This window comes from Paenibacillus sp. FSL R10-2771, from assembly GCF_038000205.1.
Classification (GTDB): Bacteria; Bacillota; Bacilli; order Paenibacillales; family Paenibacillaceae; genus Paenibacillus_AQ; species Paenibacillus_AQ phytohabitans.
In genome coordinates this window covers 7,496,071-7,508,750 of record NZ_JBBOBM010000001.1, presented here as the reverse complement: position 1 = coordinate 7,508,750, position 12,680 = coordinate 7,496,071, and the positions used below count along the sequence as shown (strand labels likewise).

12 protein-coding genes are annotated in these 12,680 nt (G+C 50.7%); 1 reads left to right on the top strand and 11 read right to left on the bottom strand.

From position 1 onward, the window contains the following. The 4 genes from NSU14_RS32565 to NSU14_RS32550 form a co-directional block, all read right to left on the bottom strand. Positions 1-1,389, bottom strand: a complete 1,389-nt coding sequence (locus NSU14_RS32565) for a cytochrome ubiquinol oxidase subunit I (protein WP_171717756.1) — start codon at positions 1,387-1,389, stop codon at positions 1-3. Between the two features lie 223 nt (positions 1,390-1,612). Then, entirely contained in the window at positions 1,613-1,843 is a 231-nt protein-coding gene (locus NSU14_RS32560) for a cold-shock protein (protein WP_039295880.1), read from the bottom strand. A 92-nt stretch (positions 1,844-1,935) separates the two neighbouring features. After that, on the bottom strand, positions 1,936-2,136 hold the full coding sequence (locus tag NSU14_RS32555) for a cold-shock protein (RefSeq protein ID WP_019914582.1): 201 nt from the start codon (positions 2,134-2,136) through the stop codon (positions 1,936-1,938). Between the two features lie 394 nt (positions 2,137-2,530). After that, positions 2,531-3,778 carry a S1C family serine protease gene (locus NSU14_RS32550; RefSeq protein ID WP_336101300.1) on the bottom strand — a complete coding sequence of 416 codons (1,248 nt, stop codon included), beginning with the start codon at positions 3,776-3,778 and terminating at the stop codon, positions 2,531-2,533. A gap of 383 nt (positions 3,779-4,161) precedes the next feature. On the opposite strand from NSU14_RS32550, the gene NSU14_RS32545 reads away from it, so the two are divergent. Then, positions 4,162-4,368, top strand: coding sequence for a hypothetical protein (locus NSU14_RS32545; RefSeq protein ID WP_039295868.1), 207 nt, complete (start codon positions 4,162-4,164; stop codon positions 4,366-4,368). Here NSU14_RS32545 and NSU14_RS32540 read toward each other — a convergent pair. The 7 genes from NSU14_RS32540 to NSU14_RS32510 all read right to left on the bottom strand — a co-directional run bounded on the left by NSU14_RS32540 (position 4,337) and on the right by NSU14_RS32510 (position 12,649). Further along, entirely contained in the window at positions 4,337-5,143 is an 807-nt protein-coding gene (locus NSU14_RS32540; protein ID WP_076243729.1) for an MBL fold metallo-hydrolase, read from the bottom strand. The two genes, NSU14_RS32545 and NSU14_RS32540, sit on opposite strands and share 32 nt — an antisense overlap. A 16-nt stretch (positions 5,144-5,159) precedes the next feature. Next, entirely contained in the window at positions 5,160-5,900 is a 741-nt protein-coding gene (yycI, locus tag NSU14_RS32535; RefSeq protein ID WP_336101302.1) for a two-component system regulatory protein YycI, read from the bottom strand. Positions 5,901-6,112: 212 nt separating this feature from the next. Next, entirely contained in the window at positions 6,113-7,405 is a 1,293-nt protein-coding gene (locus tag NSU14_RS32530; protein WP_336101303.1) for a YycH family regulatory protein, read from the bottom strand. Continuing rightward, on the bottom strand, positions 7,402-9,159 hold the full coding sequence (gene walK, locus NSU14_RS32525) for a cell wall metabolism sensor histidine kinase WalK (protein WP_445670105.1): 1,758 nt from the start codon (positions 9,157-9,159) through the stop codon (positions 7,402-7,404). The genes NSU14_RS32530 and walK overlap by 4 nt, the downstream gene beginning before the upstream one ends. Before the next feature lie 74 nt (positions 9,160-9,233). Continuing rightward, complete coding sequence (gene yycF, locus NSU14_RS32520) at positions 9,234-9,965, bottom strand: response regulator YycF (protein WP_039295853.1); 732 nt, start codon at positions 9,963-9,965, stop codon at positions 9,234-9,236. 149 nt (positions 9,966-10,114) lie between these two features. Beyond that, positions 10,115-11,659 carry a M23 family metallopeptidase gene (locus tag NSU14_RS32515; RefSeq protein WP_340948515.1) on the bottom strand — a complete coding sequence of 515 codons (1,545 nt, stop codon included), beginning with the start codon at positions 11,657-11,659 and terminating at the stop codon, positions 10,115-10,117. A gap of 297 nt (positions 11,660-11,956) precedes the next feature. Next, entirely contained in the window at positions 11,957-12,649 is a 693-nt protein-coding gene (locus tag NSU14_RS32510; protein ID WP_340948514.1) for a hypothetical protein, read from the bottom strand. Positions 12,650-12,680 lie beyond the last annotated feature (31 nt).

Genomic DNA, 12,680 nt, shown 5'->3' with positions numbered 1-12,680 from the left:
TTAATCCTCCTTGTTATACGGATCGTGGGATTCGCCGTGTTCGTTATCCATAGCATAAGGGCCTTTTTTGATAACCTTGATGAACAGGCCGATCATTACCGCACCCAGTATGGCATAGATTGCGGTAAACGAAATCACCGAGAACAGCACCTGTCCGCTTGTAATATTAGGTGATACACTGTCTTCCGTAGTCATAAGTCCGAATACTGTCCATGGCTGACGCCCGATCTCCGTCATAATCCAGCCTGACGTGTTGGCAATCGGCGGAAGCAGCAGCCCCCAGAACATGAACCGCATGAACCAGGTATTTGGTTTGTCCATCTTCTTGCGCCACATGAGGTAGATGGCATACACGCCAAGTGCAATCATTAGCGAGCCTGCCGCAACCATGATCCGGAAGCTCCAGAAGGTTGTTTTGACAGGCGGGATATAATCTCCAGGTCCATACGCTAATTCGTACTCCTTCTGGAGCTCCAGCATACCCTTAACTTCACCGGAGAATTTACTGTAAGACAGGAAGCTGAGCAGATACGGAATCTGCACCTCTCCGCTGCTGGTCTGATTCTCTGTATCGATATTAGCAAAGACTGTCCAAGGTGCCGGGTCGCCGCTCTCACCCCATAGCCCTTCAGAAGCAGCCATCTTCATTGGCTGTGTTTCAACCAGATACTGCGCTTGGGCATGTCCGGCAACAGCTACGCCAAATGAAGAGATAATACCGACAATGGCCGCGATCTCGAACGATTTACGGAAAAAGGCCACGTCCTGCTTCTTAAGCAATTTATAAGCACTGATCCCCGTTACGAGGAATGCGCCTGTAGCGTATGCGGCAAGCACTGTATGCGGGAACTCCACCAGCAGCTGACCGTTTGTAATCAGTGCGAAGATATCATTCATTTCAGCCCGTCCGTTGTTGATCTGGAAACCTACCGGATGCTGCATGAACGAGTTGGCGGCCAGAATCCAGAATGCCGAGAGCATCGTTCCGAAGGCTACCAGCCAGATCGATAATAGATGAATACGCTTGGATACCTTATCCCAGCCGAAGATCCAGATTCCGATGAACGTGGACTCAAGGAAGAATGCCAACAAGGCTTCAATAGCTAGCGGGGCTCCAAAAACATCACCGACGAAGCGCGAATAGTCAGACCAGTTCATTCCGAACTGGAACTCCTGCAATATCCCTGTCACTACGCCTACTGCGAAGTTAATGAGGAACAGCTTTCCCCAGAATTGCGCCATTCTTTTGTACTCTTCATTGCCTTTTCTAACGTACATGGTCTCCATAATAGCAATTAAGAGCGCTAGTCCGATTGATACCGGCACAAAGAAATAATGAAAAATCGTCGTCGACGCAAATTGTATACGCGACAGCATTACTGTATCCATATTTCTCCCCTTCCTTCTCCCCATTCGATATGTCTATTCTGTCAAATTTTCAGGGCCTAAAGTGTGATAATTATCACATTATACACCCTGTTTGAGCATGAAATTCAATAAATTTGTGACAAATATCACAATATTACATAAAGAAAGCAAAAAAAATAAGACGGTTTCACCGTCTTGGATTTGTCCATCATTTATAGTTGTCTTGGTTCATAAAGGCATTGGTTTAGGTAATGGAAATACCTTTCTTAAGCGATTTGAGATCGCCATTCGAATTAAGCAATTGCGGCAGCATCTTCATGCTACGAACCATCGGGGAATGACAGAGACGGCAAGAAGGCGCATGCTCAAATGCGAAATTATCCCTCATCCATCCGTTACATCCATCGTTGGTACAGGCCCATATTGCGGTATTTTCTTCCGGTACTTCCTCCAAAGGCTTCTTCCGGTAGTTCATTGCCGTTCCTCCCTTCCTTTATGTTACAAGCTGAGTAACGATAAAAAAAGACCGTCCCAACTTTCACAAGCGGGGACGGCACCTTCTATTAATTACAGTTTTACAACGTTTTCGGCTTGTGGTCCGCGGTTGCCTTGAACAACGTTGAATTCAACGCGTTGGCCTTCGTCCAAAGTTTTGAAGCCGTCGCCAGTGATTGCGCTGAAGTGAACGAATACGTCGCTTCCGCCTTCAACTTCGATGAAACCGAATCCTTTTTCTGCGTTGAACCATTTAACTGTACCTGTTTGCATGTGTGTTACCTCCACAAATTTAAATTAATATGTTCTTTTTATCTTCAGACAAAGAAAAAATTCACACATTGAGAAAGGTTGTGATTCATTTGACAGCCCTTTTCAATGCGAGAATTAGGTATCAATTGTATGAATAATTTCATGTTACCACACCTTATTAACAAAGGCAAGCTGTCCCATCCGAATTTCTCCGTTTTTTCCCTTATAAGGTCTTCTTCCCAATGTAAGGGTTACCAGTTGGTCTAAATAGTAATATTTATAGCCGATATCATTGTTTACCCCATTAATTTGGACTTGAAACGGGCCCCGTCCTCTTAAATTTTGCATAAAAGGACGGCATGAACCGTTTCCGTTATCCTGACTGCCTTATTATTATATACGGCGGCTTCCGGTTTTATTCCTCGGGTTTCTCAAGAAGTTGTACCGTCACCTGCTTCACTTCACCATTGCGGTAAAATGTAATTTGCAGATCATCGCCGATCTTGGTATGGTCGTACAGATATTTGCGCAGGGACAAGGTGGATGTAATCGACTTGTCATCAAACTTGGTAATTACATCATTGAATTGCAGGCCTGCATCCTTTGCCGGACCCACTGCATCCAATACTACAACCCCGTCGGTTACCGTAGTTGGAAGGTTAAGCTCTTTGCGCTGGTCTTCAGCAAGCGGTACATACGGATTATTCAAATCTACAGAGTACACGCCCAGGTAGGAACGGGCAATTTTCCCGTTAGCCGCAAGCTCATCCGCTGTCTCCATTACATGGTTGGCAGGAATCGCGAATCCCAGCCCCTCCACACCTGTATCCGAAATCTTCATCGTGTTGATGCCGATCACTTTGCCGTCCAGGTCAACCAGTGCGCCCCCGCTGTTGCCTTCATTGATGGCAGCATCGGTCTGGATAACCTCCTGCTCCCAGTCGTATACCCCATCCTGGTTCAGAGATACCGGGATCGTCCGCTCTGTATTGCTCACAATGCCAGAGGTCAGCGTATCGCCGAGGCCCAGCGGGTTGCCGATCGCAATGACCGTCTCACCCAGACGCAGTTTGGAGGAATCCCCGATCTGCGCAACCGTGTTGATACCTTTGGAATCAATGGAGAGCACTGCGATATCACTCACCTTGTCGGCGCCGACCAGCTCTGCCTTGCGGGTCACACCATCCACGGTAACAACCTCCAGCTTGCTGGAGCCTTCAATCACATGATTATTGGTAATGATATATGCCTTATCTTCATCTTTTTTATAGATAACTCCCGATCCTAATGCAGACTCATCGAGAATATTAAGTTCCTTGTTGTCTTCCTTATGATTAATGATGCTTACTGCCGCCGGGCGGACAAGCGCAGCAGCCTGAATAATCCGGTCAAACGGATCTGCACTGCTCACAGCCACCTTGTCAATGACTGCCGGGGCCTGTGCTTTCTCCTCGGTGAGCTGTCCCGTAACCAGACTGAACAGCAATACAGCCACAACCGCACTGCATACGGAGCTGATCAGCGATACCTGCCATGTTGCCAGCGAACGCCGTGACCTGCGGACAGACCATTTCCCTTCGGCGTATCCATTGGAGGTACCCTGTTTGCCGGCTCTGCGCCGCGACACCTTGGTTGAATAGAAATCATCATCAAACAATCCCACGTTAAATCCTCTCCCCTCTATTGCCACCGCATTCAAGACCTGAACGCCAAGCAACCACGCCCGAGCTTAACCGCTATATCTCTTAGACTTCACAAAGTGCTAAAAGGTTTCACTTGATTCATTCACCACATTCCTGTGGGTTCTAAGCGCAAGGGGACTCTCCTATTCTTGCAACCTACTAAAAAGTTTATAAGCTTGTATCCGGAATATTTTGCAACCTAAAAGACTACACTAGAATTAGAAGCGGCAACAGCTCATAACTTAAAGGAACGTTCTATATGATTGTATCACAGGCAGCAGCACCGCCCACATTTTTTCTGTGTTAAAAAGATGCGAATTTTTTACATTCCCGCTACAATCCATTTCAAAAGGAGGGTCGGACTATGGAGTCATTCTCAACAAGTATGGATCTGGTACAGTTTATCGGCAAGCTGGGTGATCTTAAGGATGAACACTACCACCTGATTCTTGTCCAAAGTGCGATGATCGAGCTGCTGATTGACAAAGGGCTGTTCTCCCGCCAGGAGCTGGAGCACAAAATCACTGAAGTGGACCGCCTTATGACTGGCTCACCTTATCCCATGGCGTAGGCCGGTCATAATAGGTGTCACAGAGCCTGAACTCGCTGTCTTTGAAGAAGCAGCCCCGGTCCTCCATTGCCCCGCGTACGGACATTTTTGCCAGATCCATCATGTTGTGGTCCCTGCTCAAATGAGCCAGATAGGTGCGTTTGGTCCGCCCCGTCAGAATCTCGCTGAGCGCTGCTCCCGCTGCCTCATTGGACAGATGCCCCAGATCGCCAAGAATCCGCCGCTTCGTATTCCACGGGTAACGTCCCATCCGCAGCATCTCAATATCATGATTCGATTCCAGCACGAGCACATCGGCATCCGATATTGCCGTCCTTACCTTGTCGCTGACATACCCGAGGTCTGTGGCTACGCATAGCTTCTCTTTGCCGTCATAGAAATTGTAGGCTACCGGTTCCGCCGCATCATGGGAAATCGCGAACGACTCTACCCGCATACTGCCGAAATCCCGGTGCTGCCCGGTTTCCATAATGACCCGGTTATGCTCGGCAATCTTGCCGATCCCCTTCTCTATCGCTCCCCAGGTATTGGTATTCGCATAGATCGGAAGATCATATTTGCGCGCCATCGCCCCAAGCCCTTTAATATGATCGGAATGCTCATGGGTCACAAGAATTCCGTCTAACTCTGCTCCGGTCAGCTCACGCATCGCCAGCAGCTCATCTATCCGTTTGGCGCTAAGGCCCGCATCGATCATAAGCGTGGTCTCGCCGTTACGCACCACCGTCACATTCCCGGTAGAACCGCTGGACAGTACTGTAAATGAAATCCCCATATCTCTCCTGCTCCTTCTACTCTGTTGTCTTGGGACTGATAATATCCGCACTTATCGCATCCACGTAATAGGCACTGCCGTTCTCCAGCATAAACCGCCACATCGGCGAAGCCACCTGACTCTCGGAATTGAACAATTCGCCGTAATAGCCAAGCTCAATCTCCTTCACCGCAGAATCGGCCGGAAAATACTTCTCGATCAGGCTGCTGAGCGCCTGTGAGGCCGGAAGCACCTTTTGCAGATTATCACTCCGGCTTGCACCGATCTCAATCTGCGGCCAGCGGTACGCCACAATCTTCTGATCGCTGTTGATCAGCTCCAGCCGCACTCTGAACAGCGACCACTTGTTGTCTACAAGCGGATGAAGCACGAACTTGCCCACTTCACTCTCCTGATCATCAAAACGATAATTGGAAATATCCGGAATCCGGCTCTCCAGCAGACTGCTCAGCTCGGAGAACGAGGAATACATCAGCTTGCTGTCGATCGGCTCATTAAGCTTCACCGGCACTTCATTCTGCTCTTCTCCGGAGTAGCGGTACGTGATATCCGGCAGCTGCGGAGTGGCAGCCGGAATCGGACACAGCAGCCGGATGCCCTTCTCCTCCATCACCGCCTGCGTTTCTGCGGACAGGGAAGTGAAATCAAGCCCCGCGCTGACCTGATCACGCACGTCTATCCATAGCTGATAGCATAGCAGCAGATTCAGCACCAGAAAGGCGTAGATTAATACACTTTTGGCTCTTCCCCAGTCCATACTCTTTCCTCCTCAGATAACAACGTAAGGCTAAGACGTCACTACGGTGAATATTTGGACTTCCGGCCGCTGTTGTCTACAGATTTCTTTAATTCAACCGCTTTTCGCGGTGGAAATCCGCAGACAAAGGCGGTCGCTACCGCTCCTACAGTTCCAAAATCCCCCTTCGATCCTCCACGCCTTTTGTTAAATCAGCTTTGCTTTCCTCTAATCTAATTCAACGTCAGTACACTGCCGTCGCTGAGCGTCACGCGCCAGACCGGACGAAGCTGCAGCTTCTCCTCAGTCAGCGTAGGCATATAGGCGGGCGTCAGATCGGTAACCCGCAAGGAGCTGCCGATCTGGGTCAGCCGCTGCTTCAGCACTTCACCCCCGGACAGCTCAACAATGGTTTTCTCGGACTTCTCTTCATCCATATACATCAGGGAGCGCTCATAAGAGGATACAGTCCCCTGCTGCAGCTCCAGATGGATCACACCGTACTGGAGCTGAGGATTACTCATAATCGGATAGGAACCAGATGGATAGGCACCGTAATATTGCTGAAAGGACACCTTGCGGTCCTGCCGGCCTTCTTCAGTCGCAGCCAGCCTATAGGTTCCGTTCCAGCCGCCATGGTTATTGACGAATTCCACCGCCTCCAGCGCATCCTTCGCCGGTGTGCTGTCCCCGTCCGGAAGTGCTGCAGGATCACTAAAGCTCATCCAGTTCTGCTCCTGGTCCACCTGCAGGCTGCGTTTGCTGTCAGTGTAAATTTTGGAGCCATCCTTCTCAGGGATATATCTTGTGCTGCCTGCATCAAAGAACAGATTGCTCTGCATTTGCTCAATGGTATACATACCCGCAGGCATTACTACCTCAACCAGCGGAATGGCTGCCTCAGGCACATAATAATCCCCGTTCAACGTGGTGTACAGTGTCAGGTTCTTGCCAAAGTCCACATGCTGCTGCACATCCTGCACCGTAAGGTCGGCCTTGGCCGCCTCATACACAATATCACCGCGGGTGCTGAAGAAGATGGCATGCGCTTTGGAATCATTCTTGATATTGTAAATCCAGATCCGGTCGATGCTCTCTCCTTCAAACAGCGAATCCGGCGAGATCTGCATCACCCGCTGCAGCAGCGTTACCGGAATGCCTGCCCCGAAGGACAGCTCAATGCCAGAATTCTCACTGCGGATCTTATTCCAGTCGAAATCCTGCACAGAGCGGCGCTGGAAGCTCTCGAAGCTTCGCCCCTTCAGCCGGTTCAGAATCAGATTATAGAAGGTTGAGCTGGGATAGAAAAGCGTGTGCTTGTCCTCACCCATATGAATGATCATTTTATCCGGGTAGAGCAGGTTCTCCACCTTCTCTTTAGGTCCCATAATATCGGTCTTTACATAGAGGCTCTCCGACAATACCGCCGAATCACTGCCCGGCAGCCTGTAAATTAAGTAATAGCTCTCCACAAGGCTTCCGAGTATAAGCAGGAACAGCATCCATGACTTGATTTTCTCCTTCACGCCTCACTCCCCCTATGCTTCATCAAAGGCAGCGTGAACGTTACCAAAGAGCCTTCATTCAGCTCAGACTGCAGGGAAATGGAGCCGCCGTGCGCCTTGACAATTTCCCGGGCAATGGACAGCCCGAGACCCGTTCCGCCCATGTTCCGGGAGCGGGCTTTATCGACCCGGTAAAAGCGTTCGAAGATGCGTTCAATATCTTTCTTCGGAATCCCGATCCCGGAATCGCGTACAGAAACGGCCAGCATTCCGTCCTCAGTCTTACGGGCTTCAAGCCGGATCGTCCCGCCTTCAGGCGTATATTTCAAGGCATTGGAGACCAGGTTGCCCAGCACCTGATCAATCTGATCGCGGTCCAGCCAGGCAGCGGCTACCTCCTTATGCACTCTCGTGCTGATATGAATCCGCTTCTGGCGGATCTGGAAGGAGAAGCGGTCCGCCACATCTTCCAGCATCTCGGAGATGTCTGTCTGCTGAATGCGCAGACTGGACTCCTTCGAATCCAGGCGTGACAGATGCAGCAGATCGGTGACCAGGCGGATCATCCGCTCCGTTTCGTTGCGGATAACCCCGACAAACCGCACGGCAAGCTGCGGATCATCCAGCGCACCGTCATCCAGCGCCTCCGCATAGCTCTTAATGGTCGTGAGCGGCGTCCGCAGCTCATGAGATACATTCGCTACGAACTCACGGCGGGACTCCTCGAGATTCTCTTGCTCGGTGACATCCTGCAGCACCGCAATCGTCCCGGCGATTCGGCCGCCATCGCGCCGGTGGATCGGGGTGAAGGTGACCCTCACGATATTCGGGTCCTCTCCGCCCATCGGAGACAGATGCAGCATTGCCGACTGCGCATTGCCCTGGGCCAGCGATCCGGACTGCTCATGGTCAAGGCCGAGCAGCTCATCGAGCGGCGCTCCCTCCGGAAGCGGCCCTTCCGCTCCAAGCATCAGGGCGGCGCGGGTGTTCATCAGAATGACTGCGCCGCTCTCATCTGTCGCTACCACGCCATCACTCATATTCGCGAGGATGGAGGACAGCTTCTCCTTCTCCTCTTCATTCTGCGACAGCGCTTCGCGCAGTCTGTCCGTCATATAGTTGAATGCCTGGCTTAGCTGGCCAATCTCATCGTTGCCGAATACGGGAACCTTCCGGTTGAAGCGTCCTTCTGCCACCGCAGTGGCATGCTTGGTCATTTCTTTTATCGGATGGGTAATCGTATGCGCGAGTATAACCCCCAGCACTGCTGTCAGCGCGAGCGCCAGCAGCAGCCCCGAGAGGAATACGCTGTTAATCCGGCTCATGGTGGCATATAAATCCTTCATATCTGCGGCGATATAGATCGCCCCTACGACCTTATCACCGGAAATCACCGGCTTGGCCACAACCTTCTTGCGCACGTTGTCATCCGCAATGATATATTCCTCGTTGTCACTGATTCCCTGTAAGGCACGGCTGACAACCGTCTGTGTATTGCGCCGGCCCACATAATCATTCTGTGAAGGAACAGAGGTGGTAATAATCTTGCCGCTCGCATCCAGCACCTGGATTTCTGCGCCGTTAATATACAGATTGTTCACCATGCCCCGCAGGCTTTCCACAGCAGATTCTTCATCTGCCGTGCCCGTCTCACTCCCGAACTTGTCGGCGGTAAGGATCGAGAGCATCTCTGCACGCGCCTTCAGGTCCTTGGTGAAATTATCAGTCAGGGAATTCTTCATGGAGCTGACAAAGTATACGCCGATCAGCTGCATCGCAATCAGAATCAGCAGCACATAAATTACGATAAGCCTGGCCTGAATCGTCCGGAAAAAGGACAGTGCTTTCATCACAGCCCTCCGCTTTTGGGGCTATGCATCAAATAACCGAGTCCGCGCCGTGTGAATATATATTCCGGCTTGCTGGGATTCTCCTCAATTTTTTCTCTGAGCCGGCGGATCGTTACATCCACAGTCCGCACATCACCGAAATATTCGAAGCCCCAAACGGCCTGCAGCAGATGCTCCCGGGTCATTACTTTACCGGCATGGCGAATCATATAATACAGCAGTTCGTATTCACGGTGCGTCAGATCCAGCGGCTCGCCGTCTTTGTAGACCAAATACATATCCGTATCGATGAATAAGCCGAAATGATATACACCCTGCTTGCTCTCCACGCTTTCGTTCGGCGTTTCGGATAAGGCCGGCTTATGCTGGCGGCGCATCTGGGCTTTGACTCTGGCCAGCAGCTCACGCGTACTGAACGGCTTAGTTACATAGTCATCGGCGCCCAGCTCCAGGCCCAGCACTTTATCAATTTCTCCGTCCTTGGCGGTCAGCATGATGATCGGAATATCCAGATGTGCAGAGCGCACCTCACGGCACACGTCCATCCCGTCCTTGCCGGGCAGCATCAGGTCTAGCAGCATCAGGTCGGGGCGTCTGGACAGGGCCAGCTCAACCGCACTGTTGCCGTCAAACGCACAGATAACCTCATAGCCCTCTTTTTCCAGATTGAATTTCAATATATCAGCAATAGGTTGTTCATCATCCACTACCAGAATCGTGCCCATTTGCATATGCTCAGCTTCACCTTTCTAACGATACTCAGGTCCTTGATTCCTTTATTTTAACATACCTGTACGGGCGTCACATCTAACTAAATAAAAACCGCCCGAAATTATCCGGACGGCTGGTCATTCTATAAGCGGAGCTTAAAATATATATATTATTTCAGATATTTCATAGGGTTGACCGCTGTTCCATTCTTGCGGATTTCGAAGTGCAGATGTGTTCCGGTTGAGCGGCCGGTGTTGCCCATAATGCCTATTTGGCTGCCCTGTCCAAGCTTCTGGCCGACGGAGACGGAGATTCTGCTTAAATGTCCGTAGTAAGTAACGTATCCATTGTTGTGATTGACGATAACCACATTACCGTATCCGCTCTGCACACCGGCAAAGCTTACCGTACCGGCATCAGCGGCTTTGATTGTACGGTTGCCGGATACAATATCCAGTCCCTTATGTGCACGTCCCCAACGCTCGCCGTAACTGCTGGATATCGTAGCTCCGGTAACCGGCCAGGCGAACATTCCCGTTCCTTCACCTACAACCTTTGTACCAGAATAGACCACTTCAGGCAGCGAAGCCTTCACAACCGTCTGTCCGAGCCATTCTTCTTTGACAACCAGTCCATTTTCTTTGGTCAGCCTGTATTGCATCGTCTTGAGTCCCGTCTGACCGGCACGGACCACCTTTCTCTTGCCTGCCGCCAGCTGATCGCTTTTGCGTACAATGACTTCAGGCTCTGTAACTACTTGTTCAGTTACCTGCTCCACAGTCACGACCGTAAGATCAGGCTGGGGAACCGTCAGTTGCAACTGATCCCCGATCTGCAGGCTAAGTTCCTTGACGGCAGGATTGTTGCGGAAGATATCGGCCTGGGTAATCTGGAATCTGGAAGCGATGGCAGAGACCGTGTCTCCTTCCTGAACCGAGTAGACCAGCGGCTCTTCCTTGCCTTCGGTCAGCACCTTCACGGCTTCCTCTACACTAAGCACCTTGTTGGGGTCTGCCTTGACCGGAACAATGCTGACTTCCTCGCGGATGGCCGCCGATTCCACTTGGTCTGCCTTAGCTGATGCTGCTGCTGTCGTCTTGGCCGCCGTCTTCATCAGCTTCGCGCCAGTGGCTACAGCCTGCGGAATATAATGCGCCTTCACGGCCTCGAGTACCGCGGCTGCCGTCTCCTGATCCTTCACGATCCCGAGCGGTTTGCCATCAACCGTCAATTCCACGCCTACCGCATAGGCTTTGAGCATGCCATCCAGCTTGTCCAGTGTAGCTTCGCTGTCGATCTCCGGTTTGTACGCCTCGGCTGCCTCTGTCGTGATACCGCTGGTTTGCAGCACCATGACGGAATCCGGATACTTAAGCTGATATTCCCGTCTCTTCGCTTCAAACAGCTTGTTAAGATCCGAATCCTGACTTAAAGTTCCGATCTCTTCGCCTTTCACCAGCACCTTGTAGTAGGTTACTGTATTCGCCGCAACATGTTTCTTCTCCGCTCCGATTAAGAAGGTAGTCAGAAGAACCAGACCGGCAGTAGCCACTATCCATGAACGCCGGAGTCTGCGTGGTTTGGTTTCCGGCTGAAAGACCCGGAGTTCGCTGGCAGTGCTATTGCCCTGTTGACCTGCTGCACCGGACCCTGCGGATGTTTCTTCGCTGTTCCGCAGTTTCCCCATCCGGCGCATAAACTTAAAACCTTTCATGAAACTCTCCCTTTCAGTCCGCCCATACGGTCCGCCTTAGCGGATAAACTTATTTTTAGAGCCCCTTTTATATGTTGTACGTCATCTATTTATCTGTTTGCATGAGTATGAATATTGCTGCTTTTTTGGGCCCGGAAAAGGTTACAAAATATTAACCCCTCATAGTCCTTTTTTACTGTACCATAGCCTGAAGAAAAATTTCAACTTTCTTCACACAACAAAACCCGCGAAAATCGCGGGTTTAATCCCAAAATATGCGTTTTAAACAGATATACCGTGTCCAAAAAGTGACATTTATTAATTTTGCGTGGAGGGTACAGAATCAGGTGTAAGCATTTTCATTAAGGACTCATATTCCTCCTCATCCACATACCTCGCAATGATCTCCTGCAGTTCCTTTACCTCACTCTCTGTCAACCCGTCTTCCATAGCCGAGGAAATCTTTAGCATTTCCTCCTGCGGGAGCTTATTCATCAGAATATTGAAAATATTGGATTTCTCATCGGCGGGAATATTCTCCTTCAAGTCGTTTAGTGCACCCGGCGTCATCACCAGCTCCTGATCCAGTGCACGGTCACTCTGTTCTTCTCCGGCCGCCGCTTGTCCCATTACAGGCAGCGCATCCTCAGGCACCGTTTCGTCCACCGTATCCCCGGTTTCACTCGCGGGAGAATCTCCGCCAGTTCCTTTTTCTCCGTCCACCTTGCTTGAGTCTGCCTCTTTAATTGTATCCTTAGTATCCTTAGTATCCGTAGACGAGGAACTGCTGCTTCCCATCCCCGTCAGACTCTTCACGAAGCCAAGCATACCCGGCTCAGGCCCGTCTACCTTAATATCAAAGCCTGCCAGCACTGACTGGATATACGTATTGACCACATACGCAGTCGTCAGCATGGACAACCCGCTGGCCAGTACAACAATCATACATATGCCAAGCGTCCGTTTCATTAGTTTCATCATCATCGCTCCCTTATGCCCTGCTCTATTCAACTCCGGAGAATCAGTCCTTGGTGATCCTATT